This window comes from Amycolatopsis deserti (assembly GCF_014653945.1).
Classification (GTDB): Bacteria; Actinomycetota; Actinomycetes; order Mycobacteriales; family Pseudonocardiaceae; genus Amycolatopsis_E; species Amycolatopsis_E deserti.
Window position 1 is genome coordinate 341,693 of the sequence record NZ_BNAU01000004.1, and the last position, 19,049, is coordinate 360,741.

Annotated in this window: 20 protein-coding genes; 9 read left to right on the forward strand and 11 right to left on the reverse strand. The window is 71.4% G+C overall.

Features of this window, described 5'->3' with window-relative positions:
* Positions 1 to 55: 55 nt before the first annotated feature.
* Complete coding sequence (locus IE290_RS19600) at positions 56 to 1,063, forward strand: SIS domain-containing protein (RefSeq protein WP_191246332.1); 1,008 nt, start codon at positions 56 to 58, stop codon at positions 1,061 to 1,063.
* Positions 1,060 to 1,974 (forward strand): N-acetylglucosamine kinase, encoded by a 915-nt coding sequence (locus tag IE290_RS19605; RefSeq protein WP_191246067.1) that lies wholly within the window; start codon positions 1,060 to 1,062, stop codon positions 1,972 to 1,974. The genes IE290_RS19600 and IE290_RS19605 overlap by 4 nt, the downstream gene beginning before the upstream one ends.
* Positions 1,975 to 2,081: 107 nt before the next feature.
* On the opposite strand, the gene IE290_RS19610 is transcribed toward IE290_RS19605, so the two are convergent.
* Entirely contained in the window at positions 2,082 to 2,726 is a 645-nt protein-coding gene (locus IE290_RS19610) for a DUF3159 domain-containing protein (RefSeq protein WP_191246068.1), read from the reverse strand.
* A 222-nt stretch (positions 2,727 to 2,948) separates the two neighbouring features.
* Here IE290_RS19610 and IE290_RS19615 point away from each other — a divergent pair, with 222 nt between their 5' ends.
* From IE290_RS19615 to IE290_RS19630, 4 genes are all read left to right on the forward strand, one after another.
* The gene (locus IE290_RS19615; RefSeq protein ID WP_191246069.1) at positions 2,949 to 3,752 is read left to right on the forward strand and encodes an SGNH/GDSL hydrolase family protein; all 804 of its coding nucleotides are present in this window, start codon (positions 2,949 to 2,951) and stop codon (positions 3,750 to 3,752) included.
* Between the two features lie 650 nt (positions 3,753 to 4,402).
* On the forward strand, positions 4,403 to 4,882 hold the full coding sequence (locus tag IE290_RS19620; RefSeq protein WP_162830506.1) for a DUF6932 family protein: 480 nt from the start codon (positions 4,403 to 4,405) through the stop codon (positions 4,880 to 4,882).
* Positions 4,879 to 5,763, forward strand: coding sequence for a hypothetical protein (locus IE290_RS19625; protein ID WP_191246070.1), 885 nt, complete (start codon positions 4,879 to 4,881; stop codon positions 5,761 to 5,763). Before IE290_RS19620 ends, IE290_RS19625 begins: the two co-directional genes overlap by 4 nt.
* Positions 5,764 to 5,843: 80 nt before the next feature.
* Positions 5,844 to 5,996 carry a hypothetical protein gene (locus tag IE290_RS19630; RefSeq protein WP_191246071.1) on the forward strand — a complete coding sequence of 51 codons (153 nt, stop codon included), beginning with the start codon at positions 5,844 to 5,846 and terminating at the stop codon, positions 5,994 to 5,996.
* A 532-nt stretch (positions 5,997 to 6,528) separates the two neighbouring features.
* Here IE290_RS19630 and IE290_RS19635 read toward each other — a convergent pair.
* The 8 genes from IE290_RS19635 to IE290_RS19670 form a co-directional block, all read right to left on the reverse strand.
* Positions 6,529 to 9,237 (reverse strand): AfsR/SARP family transcriptional regulator, encoded by a 2,709-nt coding sequence (locus tag IE290_RS19635; RefSeq protein WP_191246072.1) that lies wholly within the window; start codon positions 9,235 to 9,237, stop codon positions 6,529 to 6,531.
* A 246-nt stretch (positions 9,238 to 9,483) separates the two neighbouring features.
* On the reverse strand, positions 9,484 to 10,377 hold the full coding sequence (gene thpD / locus IE290_RS19640; RefSeq protein ID WP_373300479.1) for an ectoine hydroxylase: 894 nt from the start codon (positions 10,375 to 10,377) through the stop codon (positions 9,484 to 9,486).
* 66 nt (positions 10,378 to 10,443) lie between these two features.
* The gene (locus IE290_RS19645) at positions 10,444 to 10,857 is read right to left on the reverse strand and encodes an ectoine synthase (protein ID WP_191246074.1); all 414 of its coding nucleotides are present in this window, start codon (positions 10,855 to 10,857) and stop codon (positions 10,444 to 10,446) included.
* Positions 10,858 to 10,879: 22 nt separating this feature from the next.
* Positions 10,880 to 12,133 (reverse strand): diaminobutyrate--2-oxoglutarate transaminase, encoded by a 1,254-nt coding sequence (ectB, locus tag IE290_RS19650; protein WP_191246075.1) that lies wholly within the window; start codon positions 12,131 to 12,133, stop codon positions 10,880 to 10,882.
* 68 nt (positions 12,134 to 12,201) lie between these two features.
* Positions 12,202 to 12,702, reverse strand: coding sequence for a diaminobutyrate acetyltransferase (ectA, locus tag IE290_RS19655; protein WP_191246076.1), 501 nt, complete (start codon positions 12,700 to 12,702; stop codon positions 12,202 to 12,204).
* A 209-nt stretch (positions 12,703 to 12,911) separates the two neighbouring features.
* Positions 12,912 to 13,688: an Abi-alpha family protein gene (locus tag IE290_RS19660; protein WP_191246077.1), complete on the reverse strand. Its 777-nt coding sequence runs from the start codon at positions 13,686 to 13,688 to the stop codon at positions 12,912 to 12,914.
* Positions 13,689 to 13,721: 33 nt separating this feature from the next.
* Positions 13,722 to 14,066 (reverse strand): LapA family protein, encoded by a 345-nt coding sequence (locus tag IE290_RS19665; protein ID WP_191246078.1) that lies wholly within the window; start codon positions 14,064 to 14,066, stop codon positions 13,722 to 13,724.
* 42 nt (positions 14,067 to 14,108) lie between these two features.
* Positions 14,109 to 14,903, reverse strand: coding sequence for a class I SAM-dependent methyltransferase (locus IE290_RS19670; protein ID WP_191246079.1), 795 nt, complete (start codon positions 14,901 to 14,903; stop codon positions 14,109 to 14,111).
* Between the two features lie 63 nt (positions 14,904 to 14,966).
* Here IE290_RS19670 and IE290_RS19675 point away from each other — a divergent pair, with 63 nt between their 5' ends.
* The 3 genes from IE290_RS19675 to IE290_RS19685 are packed head-to-tail and all read left to right on the forward strand — an operon-like array spanning position 14,967 to position 17,406.
* Positions 14,967 to 15,533: a TetR/AcrR family transcriptional regulator gene (locus IE290_RS19675; protein ID WP_191246080.1), complete on the forward strand. Its 567-nt coding sequence runs from the start codon at positions 14,967 to 14,969 to the stop codon at positions 15,531 to 15,533.
* Positions 15,530 to 16,681, forward strand: coding sequence for an NADH:flavin oxidoreductase (locus IE290_RS19680; RefSeq protein ID WP_191246081.1), 1,152 nt, complete (start codon positions 15,530 to 15,532; stop codon positions 16,679 to 16,681). The genes IE290_RS19675 and IE290_RS19680 overlap by 4 nt, the downstream gene beginning before the upstream one ends.
* Complete coding sequence (locus IE290_RS19685; protein WP_191246082.1) at positions 16,681 to 17,406, forward strand: SDR family oxidoreductase; 726 nt, start codon at positions 16,681 to 16,683, stop codon at positions 17,404 to 17,406. Before IE290_RS19680 ends, IE290_RS19685 begins: the two co-directional genes overlap by 1 nt.
* Here IE290_RS19685 and IE290_RS19690 read toward each other — a convergent pair.
* Both IE290_RS19690 and IE290_RS19695 read right to left on the reverse strand, forming a co-directional pair.
* Positions 17,403 to 18,005, reverse strand: a complete 603-nt coding sequence (locus IE290_RS19690) for an alpha/beta hydrolase (protein WP_191246083.1) — start codon at positions 18,003 to 18,005, stop codon at positions 17,403 to 17,405. The two genes, IE290_RS19685 and IE290_RS19690, sit on opposite strands and share 4 nt — an antisense overlap.
* Positions 18,002 to 18,955 (reverse strand): ring-cleaving dioxygenase, encoded by a 954-nt coding sequence (locus tag IE290_RS19695; RefSeq protein WP_191246084.1) that lies wholly within the window; start codon positions 18,953 to 18,955, stop codon positions 18,002 to 18,004. Before IE290_RS19695 ends, IE290_RS19690 begins: the two co-directional genes overlap by 4 nt.
* Positions 18,956 to 19,049: the final 94 nt, after the last annotated feature.

The window sequence follows — 19,049 nt, forward strand, 5'->3', positions numbered from 1 at the left end:
GTAGCATTGGTCTAGACCTTCGAAGGGATCAGGGATGAGCAACCCCGGACAGCACATGGCCGCGGAAATCGCCGAACAGCCCGCCGTTCTGGGGGGACTGGTGGCCCGCCGCGGGGAGATCGCCGACGTCGCCGCCGCCATCTCCCGGCGGCCGTCGAGGTTCGCCCTGCTGGCCGCGCGCGGCTCCAGCGACCACGCGGCGCTGTACGCGAAGTACCTCATCGAGGTCCTGCTCGGGCTGCCGGCCGGGCTCGTCTCACCCTCCACGGTGACCCTCTACGGCGCGCGCCCCGACCTGCGGGACGTGCTGCTGGTGTCGGTCAGCCAGAGCGGCGGCTCGCCCGACCTGCTCGAGTTCACCCAGACCGCGCGCAAGCAGGGCGCGCTGACCGTCGCGGTCACCAACACGCCCGCCTCGCCGCTGGGCGGGGCCGCCGAGCTGGCCGTCGACATCGGGGCGGGCACCGAGACGGCGGTGGCCGCGACCAAGACGTACTCGGCCACGCTGCTCGCGTTGTACCTGCTCATCGACGCCGTCCGGGGCGGTGACTCGTCGGCCGCCGCGGAGATCGAGCCGCTGGCGCGGCAGGCGCTGGACGTAGATGTGCAGCGCGCGGTGGACCGCTACCGCTTCGTCGACCGGATCATCACCACCGGCCGCGGCTACTCCTACGCCACCGCGCTGGAGTCGGCGCTCAAGCTCGCCGAGACCAGCTACCTCGCCGCCCGCGCGTACAGCGGCGCGGACCTGCTGCACGGCCCGGTCGCGGCCGTCGACGAGGAGACCGCGGTCCTCGCCGTCACCGGCGCCGGGCGGGGCGGCGCGGCGCTGCGTGACGTGCTGGCCGCGGTCGCCGAGCGGGGCGCCGACGTGCTGGCCCTGGGGTCGTCCGCCGACGCGGTGCCGGCCGCGGTGCGCATCCCGGTACCGTCCGTGGCCGAGGAACTCGCCCCAGTACTGGAGGTGCTGCCGGTGCAGCGGATCGCGCTCGGACTGGCGCTGGCCCGCGGCTTCGACCCGGACCGCCCGCGCGGGCTGAACAAGGTCACCCGGACGCGATGAGGTTCGTCCTCGGCGTCGACGCGGGTGGCACGTCCACGCGCGCGCTGGCCGTCGCCGCGGACGGCACGGTGCTCGGCACCGGGCACGCCGGCGGCGCCAACCCGAACTCGCACCCGCCGGCGGAAGCGGTCGCCAACCTGGCGGCGGCGATCCGCGCGGCGGCCGAGGTCCCGGGCCGGGCAAGCGCTTGCGTGATCGGCATGGCGGGCACCGCGAAGCTGACCGATCCGGCGGTCGCGGCCCTGTTCGAGGGCACCTGGCGCGACCTGGGCCTGGACCGGGTGGTGATCCTGACCGACGCCGAGGTCGCGTTCGCCTCCGCCACCGACGCGCCCGACGGGACGGTGCTGATCGCCGGCACCGGCTCGATCGCGGGCCGCATCCGCAAGCGCCGGATGGTCGCGACCGAGGGCGGCTACGGCTGGCTGCTCGGCGACGAGGGCTCCGGGTTCTGGCTGGGCCGGGAGGCCGTGCGCGCCACCCTGGCCGCGCTGGGGCGCGACGGCGACCTCGGCCCGCTGGCCACCGCGGTGCTCGCCGAGGCCGGGGTCGACGCGACCGACCGGAGGTACGCGTGGCGGCGGCTGATCACGGTCGTCAACGCCGAGCCGCCGGTCCGACTGGCCCGGTTCGCGCCGCTGGTCGCGGTGGACGACCCGGTCGCCACCGACATCGTCGAGCGCGCCGCGGACCTGCTGGTGGCGACCGCCCTGGGGACCCGCGAGCCGGGCGAGGACACGCCGGTCGTACTGGTCGGCAGCGTGCTCGGCGAGGGCAGCCGGGTGGGCGCGCGGGTGCGGGCGAAGCTGGCCGGACTCGAGGTCCGGACCAGCTCGGACGGCGTTTTCGGGGCGGCGTGGCTGGCCGCGGTGGAGGCGTTCGGGGAGGCCGCGGCGCGCCGCCCGGCCTGACCGGACCAAAGATCCGGACATTTTTCGTGCGCGCAGCACAAATGCCGGGTGCGCTGCGCGGGCGTACGGTGTGGACGGCCCCCGGACCTCCCCCTCGCCGGGGGCTCTTACTCGCCCTGCACGACCCGCAGCCCCGGGTGCTCCTTCGGCAGCGTGCGGTACAGCACCCACCCGCTCACCGCGATCGTCAGCGCCTGCAACGGCCAGGTCATGACGGTGCGCGCGACACCCAGCGCGACCAGTTCGCCCGCCCACCACAGCGGCAGGTAGACGGCCACGCGCAGCACGTACTGCAGCGACCACACCAGGCTCGCCCGCGAGTAGGCGCGCATCAGGTCGGGGTCCTTGCGCCAGCGGGTCTTCTGGCCGAGCAGCAACCCGACGACGACACCCAGCAGGGGCCACCGGACGACGACGCTGGTCACCCACAGCAACGCACTGGCGACGTTGGACAGCACCTGGATGAGGAAGAAGTCCTGCGCGCGACCGGTGTGCAGCGCGATCAACGCGGCCACGATCACCGCCGCGAGGCTGACCACGACGGCGCGCGCCTTGTCGCCACGGGTCAAGCGGACCACGCCCACCACGACGGCCGTGGCGATCGCCGCGGTCGCGCCCCAGGCGATCGAGTTGCCCGCGGCCAGCCAGCCGATCACGAACGCCAGCGGCGGCAGGCTCGCGTCGATCGCGCCCTTGCGCCCACCGAGGATGCTGCCGAGGGATTCCCTCTGCGGCGTGGCTTGTCCGGTCACGCTTTACAGCGTGCCCCAAAACTGTCGGTGGGGGCAGCTACCATCGAGATCTTCGCCACAACATCCGGGCGAAGAGCGGTAATGGAGAAGCTCAGGAGGCCGACAACGTAAGAGACTGTGACCTTGCCCTGAACCGACGGTGGCGTAGGTCGGGATTACAAGTGCATCCTGCTGAGTTGTTCCAGGGGCGATCAACAGGTGCTGGCGAAAGGGGACGGCAGCGTGCGTGTGTACGACAGCTATGTCGCACTGGGTGACAGCTTCACCGAAGGTCTCAACGACTTCAACCCGGACGGGACCTTCCGCGGCTGGGCGGACCGTCTCGCCGAAATTCTGGCCGAGGGCCAGCCCGGTTTCCAGTACGCCAATCTGGCGCTGCGGGGGAAGATGCTCGCCGAGATCATCTCGGAACAGGTTCCCATCGCCCTCGAGCTCAAACCCGATCTGGTGACGCTGTGCGCCGGCGGCAACGACGTGATCGTGCCGGGTTCCGACGTGGACGAGATCGCGGCCCAGCTGGACGAGGTGATCGGCAAGCTGCGCGCGGCCGGGATCGACGTCCTCGTGTTCAACGGGCCGGACACCAAGCACCTGCCGGTGATGAGCGTGCTGCGCGGCAAGATCGGCATCTACAACGCGCACCTGTGGACGAGCGCGATCCGGCACGGCGCCAAGATCGTCGACCTGTGGGCGATGGACCCGCTGCACGACCCGCGTGCCTGGAGCGACGACCGGTTGCACTTCACGGCCGAGGGTCACCGGCGGATCGCGTTGCGTGCGGCGGAGGTCCTGGGCGTGCCGACGGCCGAGGACTGGCGCGAGCCGTGGCCGAGCACCGAGACGCGGGCGGACTGGATCGCGATGCGCCGGTCGGACCTGGCGTGGACGAAGACGCACCTGCTGCCGTGGATCCGGCGGCAGCTGCGCGGCGAGTCCATGGGCGACGGCTTGTCCCCGAAGCGCCCGCAGCTGACCCCGTTCGTGGCGCGGCCGCCGGTGTCGGAGGACCACGCCCCGGCGAGCTGAGGGAGGTTGCCCGGCGGGGCGGTTCGTCGCCCCGCCATTCGGCGTGCGTGGGTGGATGAGCGGCGCGCGCCCTGAGGGGCCCGCGTCGCTAACGGCGCGCCCGGCGCCGAATCGCGGCACCGCACCTCGCCGAGGGCCTGCCCGGGCACCTCGCCGCCTCCGCGGGGCTCGCCGACACCCCATCGCGGCGCCACACCTCGCCCAGAACCCACGCACCACCTTCCGCGAGGCACCTCGCCGCCTCCATGGGCACCTCGCCGACACCCCATCGCGGCGCCACACCTCGCCCAGAACCCACCCGTCACCACGAGCCAGCCACCCGCCTCGCCGCGCCCGTCGGCAGCCGACCCCTCGGCCACCGCCGAGGCGCCACACCCCGCCGGGCCTCCACCCACCACCCTCGACCGAGACACCGCGCGCCGCTAACAGCCCACCCGTCACCCACCACCACCCTCAACGGAGACGCCGCGCGTCGCTGATAGCCCACCCGTCACCCACCACCACCCTCAACGGAGACGCCGCGCGTCGCTGATAGCCCACCCGTCACCCACCACCACCCTCAACCGAGACACCGCGCGCCGCCGGCAGCCCACCCGTCACCCACCACCACCCTCAACCGAGACACCGCGCGTCGCTGATAGTTTCTGGGCATGCCGCTGCCCCATTGGACCCCGGAGGGGGTTCTGCCGCCTGGGCGGCTTCCGGCGGACGTGGCCGACATCTACGAACGTCTCGTCTTCGACGCGCCGCACCAGAACGCCCGCGAGATCCTGTTCAGCGCGCTCAACAGCTATCTCGGCGCGGTCGCCCGCATCATCCCGAGCGGTCGCGCTTGGATCGGCGGGCAGTTCATCACGCGCACGCCGGACGTGCCCAGCGGGCTCGACGTCGTGCTGCTCCCGGACGACTGGGGCGGTCTCAAGCGCATGACGGGCCGGGTGCGGGACTCGTTGTACGGGTTGCTGACCCTGCGTGGGGTCATCGTCGGGCAGCCCGCGATGTACCTCGATCAGGTACAACCCGTCGGCGGCTTGCTGGACGGGTTCCTGTGCTTCCCCGGTGACGAGGAGACGTGGGCGAACACCTGGTCCTACGAGGGGCGCCGCGGTTTCCCCGAGGTGGTGTGGTGATGATGGACTTCCGCCGGATCGCCGACGAGATCCCGGGCGGCACGTGGCTCGACGACCTGGCGCGCGCGTCGGCGATGGCCGCGCACGCGAAGTTCGAGCGCACGGCGCGGTCGCCGTTGCTGCGGGTGTCGATGCTCGGGCCGACGAACCTGGACGCGTACACCTTCTCCGACATCAGCCGGGCGCTGCAGGACGCGACGGCGAAGGTCGGGCACATCATCCGCAACCCGCAGGGCGAGATCACCTACGTCCAGCAGACCGACCGGGACAAGGCGCCGCTGATCCAGCGCGGGCAGGCGGGCAACACGATCTTCTTCGGCTTCCCCGAGCCGGCGCCGGACGACGCGTTGATCCACGACGGGATCGAGACGCTGTCCGAGCGCGCGGTGAAAGAACTGTGCGATTTCCTGCCGGCGAACGGTTCCGACGACGGCGCCCTGGACGCGGTGTTGTTGCAGCGGGACACGGTGCGCAACGCGGTGAGCGACATCGTCAGCGCGGTTGTGAAGAACACCGGCATCGGGCTGCAGCTGACCCCCACGGCCGGGGAGGACGTGACGCGCAGCATGACAACCGAGCAGGCGAAGGTGCTGCACAACAGCCTGCGGGAGTCGCGCGAAGAGGTCGGCTACGAGACGGTGTCCGGCCGCCTGGACGGGGTCCGCACGCGCCGCCGGATCTTCTACCTGGAGCGCGAGTCCGGGGGGACGATCCAGGGGGCGGTGGCGCCGGACCTGCTGGACCAGATCAAGGAAAACCTGGACCGCCCGGTGACGGCCCGCCTACGGGTAGTCCGCACCACGACGATCGACGGCCGCCGCGGCCGCCCGGTGCACGAGCTGCTGGAGATCACGCCGGAAGTGAACCTGTTCGACCAGTGACGCGTGGCTGGTGGCGGCTGGCCTAGGGGCTGGGGTCGACGGGCGGTGGCGGCGGTGATCGCCGCCCGCCGGTGGTCGAGGTGACCGGCACCCGCCGGGGCGTGGCGGTGGCCGGCACCTGCAACTGGCGGCGGTGGTCGCCGCCCGCCGGTGGTCCGGATGGCTGGCACCCGTCGGTGGTGGTGGTGCTGCTGCTTGCCGTCCGCCCGGTGCACCTGGTGGTCCACCCGTAAATGGTGCCGGTGATCGTCTGCCCGATCGGTCCTGGTGGCTGGTGCCGAGGGGTGGTGGTCCTGGTCGCCTGGCTGGCGGAGGGCCCGGTGCTGGCACCCTCGTGAATGGACCGTTCATCGGCGCGCGAAATGACCACTCGCGCCAGCGCGGCGACACGAGAGGCACCCTCGCCCCATCGCGAGAGGTCCACTCACGGCCGCATGAGCGGTCCACACACCACCGCCCGAAAGGTCCACTCGCGGCCACATGAGCGGTCCACTCACCACCGCGCGAGAGGTCCGCTCGCGGCGACAACCGGGGGGCCGCTCAAGGCGCTTACCGCTGGTCATGTCGTGCGGCGCGAATCCACCAGCCGGTGCAGCGATGAACGGTCCATTCATCGCTTCCCGTGGGCGCCCGGGTCGGCGACAGGGCCAACCAGCGGAATCGAGACGGCCGTCTGACGCTCCCCCACTGCGCCAGACGGCCAAGCGGCACCATACGCCCTCGGCAAGATCCATCGCTAAGAATTCGCTAAGTGCGGGGATTCTTTTACTCGAAAGCGTCAGTTCGAGTGTCCGACGGGGCCGGCTCCTCGACCGGCAGGCCCAGCTCCTCCAGCTCCCGCACCACCTCCGCGGCCAGCCCGGGCCCCACCCGCTGGTACAGCTCCGCCGCCAGCCCGACCTGCAACCGCGCCTCCTCGAGGTCGCCTCGGCGGCGGCACACCCGGCCGAGCGTCAGGCGCCCGACCGCCTCCTGCAGCAGGAAACCCCGCCGGGACGCCAGCTCCACCGCCTCGGACGCGTACTCCCGCGCCACACCTTCCTCACCCAGGGCGAGGTGCGACTCCGCCAGGTTGTTCAGTGACACCACCACATAACTTTCGTCCCCCAGTCGCCGGTCGATCTCCAGCGACGACAGCTGATACGAAATCGCCTCGGCGTACCGGCCCCTCGCCTTCTCCGCCTCCGCGCAGTTCGCCAGCGCCTGCCCCCGCAGCTCGTCCGAACCCGCGGCCGCCACCGCCTTCGTCAGGCACTCCACCGCCTCGTCGTGACGGCCCACGCTGTTCAACGCGCACCCCAGGTGGATCATCGCGCAGGTGTGGCTCCGCTCGTCCGCCGCGATCGACAGCGCCTCGGCCGCATCCGCCAGCGACGCCGGCCCCAGATCGAACGTCAGGGACATCGCACACCGCGAGATCAGCATCCAGAACCGCGCCCGCACATCCCCGCACGCCCGGGCCGCCGCCATCCCCAGCGCCACCAGCCGCTGCCACTCGTCCCACAGCGGGCGCACCACCCGGTACGTGTGCGCCACCCGCGCCAGCCGCCAGACGTCCTCGTCCAACCCGGCCGCCGCCGCGGCCTCCAGCACCGCCAAGAGGTTCGGCCACTCAGCCACGAACCACGCCAGCGCGTCGTCGAAACCGGCCAACGAAGGCACCGGCACCGCAACAGAAGAAAAATCCAGCGGGTCCACGATCCGCAACAACCGCCGCCGCGCGACGTCGGCCGCCGCCTGGTAGTACCGCACCGCCCGCGGCAACCCCGACGAACCAGCCAGTTCGTGCGCGTACAACCGCACCAGGTCGTGCCGCGTGAACACCTCCGGCCCGCTCTCGGTCAGCAGGTGGTGCGCCGCCAGCACCCGCAGCCGCCGCCGCGCCTCCGCGACCGGCACCTCGCACAACGCCGCCGCCACGAACGGCCCGACCGTCGGCCCGGGAAACGCCCCCAGCGCCCGGAACATCGCCGCCACCTCGGCCGGCAACCCCCGCACCGACACGTCCAGCGCCGCCCGCACCCCGGCGTCGTCGACGTCCAGCGCCGCGAGCCGCGTCCGCTCGCTCGCCAACTCGGCCACGAACTCCGGCACCGTCCACGCCGGACCCGCCGCCAGCCGCGCCCCCGCGATCCGCAACGCGAGCGGCAGGTCCCCGCACAACCCAGCCACCTGCGAGTGGAACTCCGCGAACGCCCCACCGGCGACATCCGCGATCAACCGCACCGAGTCCGCCCGCGCCAACGGCTCCAGCGACCGCACCCGCGCCCCGTGCGAAACGATCAGGCCGTCCAGCCGCGCCCACGAGGTCACCACCGCGACCGACCCCGGCCCCGGCGGCAACAACGGCCGCACCTGCTCCGCCGACCGGGCGTCGTCGAGTACCACGAGCATCCGCCGTCCGCCGGTCAGCGACCGGTACAGCGCGAGCCGCTCCCCCTCCGGCTCCGGCACCTCGGCCGCGGGCACCCCCAGCCCGATCAAGAACCGCGCCAGCACCGGCCCCGGTGAAGAGAACCCGCGCAACTCGGCGAACAGCACCCCGTCCGGAAACCGCGGAGCGGCCCGGTGCGCCCACGACACCGCGAGCGCGCTCTTGCCGATCCCGGGCGGCCCGGTGATCACCCCGACCGCGCCGGCACCGTCCAGCCAGGCCAGGTCCGCCGACCGCCCGGCCAGCAACGGCACCGCGGGCGGCAACTGGCGCGGCACCACCCGGCTCACGTCGATCGCGGAGGCGACCGGCGCCAGTTCGTCGTTCAACACCTGCGAATGCAGCGCTCGCAGGTCCGGCCCGGGATCGAGGCCGAGCTTCGCCGACGCGAACCGCGCCGCCTCCCGGTAGACCTCGAGCGCGTCGGCCCGGCGCCCCGAGTAGTACAGCGCGCGCATCAGCTGGCCCACGGTGCGCTCGCGCCGCGGATCCTCCCGGACGATCGTGGTCAGCTCGGCGATCAGCTCCTCGTGCCGCCCGAGCGCGAGATCGGCGTCCACCCGGGCGCCGTGCACCGCGATCCGCAAATGCGTCAATTCGGGCGCGCGCACCGGCACCCCGCCCAGCTCCGGCCCCTGCCACAGCGCCCACGCCTCGGCCAGCAGCGAGGCGCGTTCGACGAGCGGCGCCGCCTCGGCGCGCTCGAACAGCGCCCGCGCTCGGTGCACGTCGACCAGCATCGGGTCGATGCTCAGCCGGTAACCGGGCGCGGCGGTGTCGATCCGCGCCTCCGGGGTCTCGAACGACCGCAACGCCCGCCGCAGCTGGGAGACGTTGCCGTGCACGATCGTCCGCGCCGTCGGCGGCGGGTCGTGGTGCCACAGCGCGTCGATCAGGTCGTCGAGCGCGACGACGCGGTTCGGGTTCAGCGCCAGGATCGCGAGCAGCCCGCGCGCGCCCGGTCCGCCGATCGGCACCGGCCGGTCGCCGGCGTGGAGCTGGACAGGTCCGAGCAGCTGGATGCGCAAACCCTTGAGCACAGGCCCCTCCCCGAGCACCGCGCCGGAGGAAACGAGTACGGCCCCGCACCATCAGTCCCGATCTGATGGTGCGGGGCCGCACTCGGTGAAACAAGTGACGGGGCCGGGTTCGCCTCGCCCATCGCTACCGGCGCCACACGGGATTCACCCCGAGCAAGGAAGACCCATGCTGCCGCCGTTCGCAGTGGCGGCACTGTAACAGGGCGCGATGAACCGGCTACACCCGACCCGCACTTCTTCCGGTGTCTACCGCGTCACAGGCGTGAAGTCCCGGCTGCCGATGAAGGTCGGCCGGGGCTTCGTCGCCGCGTACGGCTCGACGAGCGCGTTCTCGACGCTGTTGAACACCAGGAAGATGTTGGACCGCGGGTACGGCGTGATGTTGTTGCCGGACCCGTGCATGATGTTGGAGTCGAACCACAGCGCCGACCCGGCCGGCCCGGTGAACTGGTCGATCCCGTACTCCGCGGCGAGCTTGGTGATGTCGTTCTCGCTGGGAACGCCGATCTCCTGCTCCTTCAGCGACGACTTGTAGTAGTCCTCCGGGGTCTGGCCGACGCACGGGACGAACGTCCGCTGCGAACCCGGCATGACCATCAGGCCGCCGTTGAAGGGGTAGTTGTCGGTCAGCGCGATCGAGCAGCTCACCGCCCGAGGCCGCGGCATGCCGTCCTCGGCGTGCCAGGTCTCGAAGTCGGAGTGCCAGTAGAACCCGGTGCCCTTGAAGCCCGGCATGTAGTTCACGCGGCTCTGGTGGATGTACACCTCCGAGCCGAGGATCTGCCGGGCGCGGTCGAGGACGCGGGGGTCGCGCACGAGTTCGGCGATCAGCTCGCTGATCTTGTGCACCTCGAAGATGGACCGGACGCTGCCGGTCTTCTTCTCGGTGATGACCCGCTCGTCGGCCTTCAGCTGCTCGTCGCTGGAGAGCCGGACGAGCTCCTGCCAGTAGCCCTGCACTTCGGCGGGCGACAGCAGGCCCTCGACGATGTGGTACCCCTTCGCGTCGTGCGACGCGAGAGTCGCCGCATCGATCGGACCGTCGGCCTCACTGCCCCAGACAGTCGGGTCGACACGATCGAAGGGCTCGGCCGGGACGGGAACCCTGGTCGGGTAACTGTCCTCGACACCGGTTTCCATGATCGTCAAATCGGTTCGCCTCCTTTTATGCGTTGCCTTCCGGTAGGGGCCTCGCTCCGTGGTGGCTCAGGCGGACTTCTCGTCCGCCTCGTCGTCCTCGACGACCAGCGGGTACACGCCGTTCTCGTCGTGCACCTCCCGGCCGGTGACCGGCGGGTTGAAGACGCACACGGTCTTCATGTCGGTCTTCGGGCGGACCTGGTGCTTGTCGTGGTCGTTGAGGAGGTACAGGGAACCCGGCTTGAGCTGGAACGTCTCGCCGGTCGCCTTGTTGGTGATCTCGCCTTCGCCCTCGTAGACGAAGACCGCCTCGATGTGGTTGGCGTACCAGAAGTCGTTGACGGTCCCCGCGTACAGCGTGGTCTCGTGCACCGAGAAGCCGACCTTCTCCTTGGCCAGGATGATCCGCTTCGAGCGCCAGTTCGGCGTCTTGATGTCGGCGTCGGTGTCGGTGATCTCGTCGAGGGTCCGGACGATCAAAACTCTTCCCCTTCTCGTTCTTCTACTTACCGAGCACGGCCTTGACGGAGGCGTCGATGATCTCCAGCCCCTCGCCGACCTCGGCATCCGTGAGCGTCAGCGGCGGCAGCAGCTTCATCACCTCGCTGTCCGGCCCGGAGGTCTCCATGAGCAGGCCGCGTTCGAACGCGGCGGCGCAGACCTTCCCGGCGAGTTCCCCGTTCTGGAACTCCAAACCGCGGGCCAGGCCACGGCCCTTGGCGGTCAGCTGCGCCTCCGGGTAGGCGTCGACCAGGCCCTGCAGCGCCGCGCCGATGCGCTCGCCCTTGGCCCGGACCGACTTCTCCAGCTCGTCGTCGCTCCAGTAGGTGCGCATGGCCTCGGCGGCGGTGACGAACGCCGGGTTGATGCCGCGGAACGTGCCGTTGTGCTCGCCCGGCTCCCAGACGTCCAGGTCGGGGCGGATCAGGGTGAGCGCCATCGGCAGGCCGTAGCCGCTGATCGACTTCGACAGGCAGACGATGTCCGGCTTGATGCCGGCGTCCTCGAAGCTGAAGAACGGGCCGGTGCGGCCGCAGCCCATCTGCACGTCGTCGACGATCAGCAGGATGTCGTGCCGCTTGCACAGGTCGGACAGGCCGCGCAGCCACTCCAGGCCGGCGGCGTTGATGCCGCCCTCGCCCTGCACGGTCTCCACGATCACCGCGGCCGGCTCGTTCAGCCCGCTGCCGGAGTCCTGGAGCAGGCGCTCGAAGTACAGGAAGTCCGGGTAGACGCCGTCGAAGTACTGGTCGTAGGGCATCGGCGTGGCGTGGACCAGCGGGATGCCGGCGCCGTGGCGCTTCATCGAGTTGCCGGTGACCGACAGCGCGCCGATCGTCATGCCGTGGAAGGCGTTGGTGAAGTTGATGACCGACTCGCGGCCGGTGACCTTGCGGGCCAGCTTCAGCGCGGCTTCGACGGCGTTGGCGCCGCCGGGGCCGGGGAAGATGACCTTGTAGTCCAGCTCGCGCGGCTTGAGGATCTTCTCGTCGAGCGTCTCGAGCAGGTCGCGCTTGGCGACGGTGAACATGTCGAGCGCGTGCGTGACGCCGTCGCGCTCGATGTAGTCGATCAGCGCCTTCTTGAGCACGGGGTTGTTGTGGCCGTAGTTCAGCGCCCCGGCGCCGGCGAAGAAGTCGAGGTACGGGCGCCCGTCCTCGCCGTAGAGGCGGCTGCCCTGCGCGCGGTCGAACACGACCGGCCACCCCCGGCTGTAGCTGCGCACTTCGGATTCGAGCTTTTCGAAGATGCTCACTTTGGGTTTTCCCCTCACTGGTGCTTGTCGACAGCTAATCGCACGGGCGTCCTCGCCCAATTCCGGCGTTATCTCGGGCTCAGCGGGCCGATTCGGTAAAGGTCTTCCCGCTCGTGCCGCGTGCCGTCGTCCGGAAAGTCGTCCGAGCCGAACAGCTCGGTGCACTCCAGCTGTGCGCCCCACCGCTGCGCGAATGAGGTGAACAGCCGGATGGACGCTTTGTTGTCGGGCGTGATGGTGGTCTCGAGGTGACGCACCCCGTCGGCGACCAGCCGCGTGAACAGGTTGTCGAGCAGGGCTCCGGCCAGCCCCTGCCCACGTTGCGACGCATCGACGGCGACCTGCCAGACGAGCGCGGTGTCCGGCGCCGTGGGACGGCGATAAGCGATCACGAATCCGACCGCGTCACCGTCCACCCGCGCCACCACCGAGGTGTCGGCGAAATCGCGGCACCACAACAGATATGCATAAGGCGAGTTGAGATCGAGCTTCTGCGAATCGCGTGCGATTCGCCAAAGCGCAGCCCCGTCGGCCTTGGTCGGATTTTCGATCAAGTGCTTTCCGGACATGTCAAAACAACCTAACAGAGTTGTTTGGGTCGTTCAGCGCATCGCGGACCGGGCAGGCGAGCTACCTGCAACAACGGCGAAACACACGTGAGAATGACAACAGGAAGCTGGTGTTCCGAAGCCGAGATGTGGTATGGCCCCAGCCTGGACGGGGCCTTATCACGTAGAGCGCTCGACGTGCGCCGCGCGTTACACGCTAGTGGCAGCGCTCACAGGATGCGAGCCCACTCACCGGGATCGCACGCCGCCCAGAAGCGGACGCCGAACCGCGACAGGCGGACCGTGCGCCGCACCAGGCGTGCCCGGCGGGCGGACTTCACGGCCGTGCGGACGAGGTCCTCGGTGGCCAGGATCTCGTACTGCGACTCCAGCTCGGCGGACTCGGCGTCCAGCTCGACCAGGCCGAATCCGGCCAGCCGGGTCAGGTAGCCGGGCACCTCGTCGGGCAGCGTCACACCGGCCGCCTTGCCCACCGTCGAGGCGTTGCGCAGGATCGTCCGGCCGCCGCCGAACCCGCGTTCGGTGACGTCGATCACAGGGAAGGCGGCGCCGGTGGCGAGCGTGGCGATGATGCGCGCCTCGTCCGGGGTGAGCTGGCGCAGGACGGTCGCGTAGAGGTACTCGCGGGCCTGCTCCCGGCCGAAGCCCACGGACCGGTCGAGCAGCTCCTTCATCGCGGCGCGCAGCGGTTCCCGCGCCGGGACCAGCTCGCCGGCGCCGTTGGGGGTGTGCTCGGAGCCGGCCGCGCTGAGCGCGACCACGTACGGGTCGTCGACCTCGTCGAGACGGCGGCGCAGGCCGGTCAGGACCTGCCGCTCGACCTGTCGCAGCCCCTCACCGGCCAGTTCGAGACCGGGCAGCGGCAGACGACGGCCGATGGTGAACCCGGTGCGTGCGGCCCAGCCGGCGAGCCGTCCCGCGCGGCGCAGCAGGTTCTCGTCGCCACCCTCCGGCGAACTCGGCAGGTTCTCGCTGGTCAACCACATCACCCCGTTTCCCGGGATGATGGTACGGCCGGATCAGCGCAGAGCCTTGTTCGCCTTCCGCGTCGCCTTGCGGAGCTGGAAGATGCGCGCGCCGCCGACCAGGGCGACCAGGACGGCTCCGGCGATCGCGGAGAACAGCATCGCCACGGCCAGCGGCAGGCTGCCCTCCATCCCGAGGAAGGCCACCGTCGTCGAGTCCAGGTTCTGCAGGATGAAGATCAGCAGGAACACCAGGATGATCAACGCGACGACGATCGCCACCCAGGTGCCGCTGACCCGGGTCCGTTTGATCTTGACCGGCTTCGCGGGCGCGGGTTCGGTGACGGGCGGCTGGGGTGGGGTGCCGGTGGCCGGCTCGTCCCCCTGCGCGTGAGTCATACACCGATTGTGCTCGGGTGGGCGGATTCCCGCAGGTCGAAATCACACGGAGCGGCTAACTCGCCAGCTGAGCGTGACCACATCGCGACCCGCGGAGCCGAAGTCGGGTGCGCCGCGCAGCGCTTCGGCCACCTCATCGGCCCGGTCCGGGGGCAGGCACAGCCGGCGGCGGGTGACGTCGACCAGCTCGTCGAAGCGCTGGTATTCCCGCTTCGCGGGCTGGTGCCACCGGACGATCTCCGGTTCGACGCCGAGTTCCCGCAGCGCGGCGACGGCGTCGTCGGCCGTCGGGCCGTCCGGGCGGTCGATGCCGTGGAACCGCCGCCACAACGCGTTCAGGCTGGTCATCGGGTGGACGGCGGCGAGTTCTACGACGACCCGGCGGCGGGCGTGGGCGGTCAGCGCCTCGGTGAACGGCGCCAGGTCGGGGGCGTTGTAGAGGACGTGGGCGCAGACCACGACGTCGGCGGGTGCGGCCTCGACGTCCGGCCACCGCCCCTCGATCGTCGTGCAGGGCACGGAGAGCGCTTCCGCGCGGGCGGTGAACTCGGCGAGCAGGCCGGCGTTGGTGTCCACCGCCGTGACCCGCGTGATGGCCCGGGCGCACGGCAGGCTCGCCGCGCCCGCCCCGGCACCCACGTCGAGCACGGAACCGGGAAGACCGGCCAGGACGGCGTCGTGGGTCGGGGTGGCGGGTTCGGCGATCAGGCGGTCGGCGCGGCGCGCGAACGCCCGGCGGGGCACGAACCACGGCGATTCGGGCGCCGCGACCAGGATGTGCGCCGGGATCGCCCAGCCCGCCAGCTGCTCCGACCACCTGCGCACCGCGTCCGCCATGGGTTCGATTGTGCCGGTCAATCAGTGATTGATTCAGTGATGGAAGTGTGGTCTGCTGGACGGGTGCCGACCACCGACGCCCGCGAGCGACTGCTGACCGTCGCCGAGCGGCTGCTGCTGGAATCCGGCTACGACGCGGTGTCGGTGCGGGCGATCAACAGCGCGGCCGGCATGAACCCGGCGGCGGTGCACTACCACTTCGGGTCGAAGGACGCGCTGATCGCGGCGCTGCTGGAGGCCCGGCTCGCACCGGTGTGGCAGCAGCGGCTGGACGAGGTCACCTCGCAGCGGCGCGACGGGTGGGCGCCGACCGTGCCCGAACTGGTGGATCTGGTCGTGACCCCGCTGGCCGAGCTGGCCGCGGATCCGGTCGGGCAGTTGCGGTTGAAGCTGCTGGCGCGGTTCGTGCTGGGGCGGCGGGAACCGGCGTGGACGTCGCGGTGGTTCGGGCTGGGGCCGTGGATCGAGCTGCTGCGGGACGCGCGGCCGGAGCTGTCCAAGGCGGAGGCGGCGCAGCGCTGGCTGCTCGCGTTCGGGCTGGTGCTGCAGTTCTTCGCCGAGGGGATGCCCGGCGAGGTGCCGGTGGAGACGCTGCGGGCGTTCGTCGCGGCGGGATTGGCGGGGTCATGACCGACGTCTTCGCACCCGCGCGACTGGGGCCGGTCGAGCTGCGGAACCGGATCATCAAGGCGGCCACGTTCGAGGGCGCGACCCCGGACGCGCTGGTCACTGACCAGTTGATCGAGTTCCACCGGCGGCCGGCGCGCGGCGGGGTCGGGATGACCACGGTGGCGTACTGCGCGGTGTCGCCGGAGGGGCGCACCGACCGGCACCAGATCTGGATGCGCGAGGAGGCGCTGCCGGGGCTGCGGCGGCTCACCGACGCGGTGCACGCCGAGGGTGCGGCGGTGAGCGCGCAGATCGGGCACGCGGGGCCGGTCGCGAACGCGGCGTCGAACCGCCTGCCGGCGCTGGCTCCGGGCCGGTTCCCCAATCCGCTGGGGATGCGGATGACCCGAGCGGCCACTGTGGACGATCTCGCGCGGGTGGTGCGTGCTCACGCGTCTGCCGCCCGGTTGGCGGTCGCCGCGGGTTTCGACGCGGTGGAGATCCACTTCGGACACAACTACCTGGTGAGTTCGTTCCTGAGCCCGCGGTTGAACCGACGCCGCGACTCCTACGGCGGGTCGCTGGCGAACCGGGCGCGGCTGGCGCTGGAAGTCGCGCGGGCGGTGCGGGACGCGGTCGGCTCACGCATCGCCGTGACGGCCAAGCTGAACATGGACGACGGCGTGCCGGGTGGGTTCTGGCTGGACGAGAGCGTGCAGGTCGCCCGGTGGCTGGAGGCCGAGGGGACCGTCGACGCGCTGGAGCTGACCGCCGGGAGTTCGCTGCTGAACCCGATGTACCTGTTCACCGGGGACGCGCCGGTGCGGGAGTTCGCGGCAGCGTTCCCGGCGCCGGTGCGTCTCGGCATCCGGGCCGTGGGCGGGGCGTTCCTGAAGAGTTACCCGTTCCAGGAGGCCTACCTGCTGGACCGGGCGCGCCAGTTCCGCGCGGCGCTGGAGCTGCCGTTGATCCTGCTCGGCGGGATCACGCGGCTGGAGACGATGGAACGGGCGATGGCCGAGGGCTTCCAGTTCGTGGCGATGGCGCGCGCCTTGCTGCGGGAGCCGGACCTGCCGCGGCGGCTGCGGGCCGGGGCGCGTTCGCTGTGCGTGCATTGCAACCGCTGCATGCCGACGATCTACCGGGGAACGCGATGTGTGCTGACGTGATGGCCGTGACCGGGTCCGCCTCGGGGATCGGGGCCGCGGTCGTGGCCGCGCTGCGGGCGGACGGGCACCAGGTGATCGGCGTGGACCTGCGCGACGCGGCGGTGTGCGCGGATCTGTCCACTGCGGACGGACGCCGGGCGGCGGTGGCCGGGGTGCTCGGGTTGGTGGATGAGCTCGACGGGCTGGTGGTGTGCGCCGGGCTCGGGCCGCACGTGCCGGATCCACGGCAGATCATCGAGGTGAACTACCGCGGCGCGGTCGAGGTGCTGGACGGGTTGTTCCGGGTGCTGCGCGGGGCGGCGGTGGCGGTCTCGTCCTCGGCGTCGACGATGGTGAAGTGGGCGGACAACCCGATCTCCCGCGGCGAGGAGGCCGCGGCCCTGGCCGACGCCGGTGAGTACGCGGGGCACCTGGCCTATTCGTGGTCGAAGAACGCGCTGACGGTCGCGGTCCGCCAACGGGTCGCCGAGTGGGGCGCGGCGGGCGTGCGGCTGAACACGGTGGCCCCCGGCGCGGTCGACACGCCCCTGCTGCGGGCGGGCCTGGAGTCGCGCTTCGGCGACGCGATCCGCAGCTACCAGGCCCCGATCCCGCGGCGGGGCCGGCCGGAGGAGATCGCGTCGCTGATCCGCTACCTGCTCGGCCCGGACGCGGGCTACATCCACGGCGCCCAGTTCCTGATCGACGGCGGCTCGGACGCGTTGATGCGGCCGACCGAGTTCTAGCCGTCGAGCCAAGCCTTCGCGGCTTGGAGGGCGTCCAGCGTGATCTGGTGTCCGCCGGGGTGGCGGTGCACCGTCACGTCCGCCGAGCGCTCGCGCAGCAGCTGGATGAACCGCTCGTTCGACGGCAGCGGCGCCATCAGGTCTCGTTCACCGTTCGAGAGGAATACGCGTGTACCCCGAAGGTCGTGCGGCGGCGGGTCGGGCACCGGCAGCATCGACGCGAACAGCGCCGCCTCCGTCACCACGTCCGGACGCAGGAGCGTGAGCGCGCCGCCGATGTTGGCGCCGTTGGAGAACCCGACCGCGACCAGGCGGCGCCCGTCCAGCCCGTACTGCTCGCGCGCCTGGAGCACGAACGACGCCAGCTGGTCGGTGCGGGCGCGGACGTCGTCGTAGTCGAAGACGCCCTCCGCCAGCCGCCGGAACCAGCGGGCCGCGCCGTGCTCGGACACCGGGCCGGCCGGGGCCAGCAGCGTGGCCGACGGGCTCAGCTCCCGCGCGAGGCCGACGAGGTCGTCCGGCCCGCCGCCGGTGCCGTGCAGCAGCAACAGCACCGGCGCGTCCGGCGCGCCCTCGGTGAACTTGTGCTCGAGCGTCATCGGTTGTTCTCGCTCGGGATGTCCAGCTTCGGCAGCGCGCGCTCGATCTGCTCGCGGTCCGGCTCCAGCCACGGCGGCAGCTTGAGCGCGCGGCCCAGCTCCAGCAGCGGCTCGTCGATGGCGAACCCGGGCTGGTCGGTCGCGATCTCCAGCAGCGTCCCGCCCGGCTCGCGGAAGTAGATCGAGCGGAAGTACTGCCGGTCCAGGATCGAGGTGACGTTCACGCCCCGGTCGACCAGTTCGGCGCGCCACGCGGCCTGGCTGTCCTCGTCCGGCGCGCGCCACGCGACGTGGTGCACGGTGCCGGCGGCGACCAGCCCGCGCGGCGCGTCGGGGGTGACCAGGACGTCGACCAGGGCGCCCGGCCCGCCCTCGCCGGCGGTGAAGCGCAGCCGGTTGCTGTCCTGGCTGCTGAAGGTCAGGCCCAGGTCGCCGAACATCTCGGCGGTCGCGTCCTCCTTGGCGACGGACAGGGTCACCGAGTGCAGGCCGCGGATCGCGTGCTCGGCCGGGACGTGCCCGTTGTCCCACGGGTCGCGCGGGTCGCCCTGCGGGTGCGCGATCAGCGCGAGCTGGAGGCCGTCCGGGTCGCGGAAGGTCAGGACGTCCTCGCCCTCCCGGTTGGCGATGCGGCCGGTGGTGATGCCGGCCTCGGCGAGGTGGTCCTTCCACCAGCCGATGGAGTTCTCCGGCACGGAGAACGCGGTGGTGGTGGCCTGGCCGGTGCCGAGGCGGCCGCTGGGCGCGTCCGGCCACGGGAAGAAGGTCATCAGCGTGCCGGGCTTGCCGGACTGGTCGCCGTAGTAGAGGTGGTAGGTGCCCGGGTCGTCGAAGTTGACCGTGGTCTTCACCAGGCGCAGGCCGAGCGTGCGCAGGTAGAAGTCGGCGTTGCGCTGGGGGTCGCCGCCGATCGCGGTCACGTGGTGCAAGCCGCTCGTCTTGATGGACATCGTCTGCTCCTTTGCCGGGGCCTCAAGGTAACCCGCAAAACCTCTCGCCAGCAAGATATATTCCGGGAAGAGTTCTGACCGGTATAGTCAGAGC

Excerpts from the sequence above, each read along its gene's own strand:
- IE290_RS19600 (WP_191246332.1), top strand. The coding sequence starts at position 56 with ATGGCCGCGGAAATCGCCGAACAGCCCGCCGTTCTGGGGGGACTGGTG.
- IE290_RS19605 (WP_191246067.1), top strand. The coding sequence starts at position 1,060 with ATGAGGTTCGTCCTCGGCGTCGACGCGGGTGGCACGTCCACGCGCGCG.
- IE290_RS19620 (WP_162830506.1), top strand. The coding sequence starts at position 4,403 with ATGCCGCTGCCCCATTGGACCCCGGAGGGGGTTCTGCCGCCTGGGCGG.
- thpD (WP_373300479.1), bottom strand. The coding sequence starts at position 10,377 with ATGGAAACCGGTGTCGAGGACAGTTACCCGACCAGGGTTCCCGTCCCG.
- ectA (WP_191246076.1), bottom strand. The coding sequence starts at position 12,702 with ATGTCCGGAAAGCACTTGATCGAAAATCCGACCAAGGCCGACGGGGCT.
- IE290_RS19660 (WP_191246077.1), bottom strand. The coding sequence starts at position 13,688 with ATGTGGTTGACCAGCGAGAACCTGCCGAGTTCGCCGGAGGGTGGCGAC.
- IE290_RS19665 (WP_191246078.1), bottom strand. The coding sequence starts at position 14,066 with ATGACTCACGCGCAGGGGGACGAGCCGGCCACCGGCACCCCACCCCAG.
- IE290_RS19670 (WP_191246079.1), bottom strand. The coding sequence starts at position 14,903 with ATGGCGGACGCGGTGCGCAGGTGGTCGGAGCAGCTGGCGGGCTGGGCG.
- IE290_RS19680 (WP_191246081.1), top strand. The coding sequence starts at position 15,530 with ATGACCGACGTCTTCGCACCCGCGCGACTGGGGCCGGTCGAGCTGCGG.
- IE290_RS19685 (WP_191246082.1), top strand. The coding sequence starts at position 16,681 with ATGGCCGTGACCGGGTCCGCCTCGGGGATCGGGGCCGCGGTCGTGGCC.
- IE290_RS19690 (WP_191246083.1), bottom strand. The coding sequence starts at position 18,005 with ATGACGCTCGAGCACAAGTTCACCGAGGGCGCGCCGGACGCGCCGGTG.
- IE290_RS19695 (WP_191246084.1), bottom strand. The coding sequence starts at position 18,955 with ATGTCCATCAAGACGAGCGGCTTGCACCACGTGACCGCGATCGGCGGC.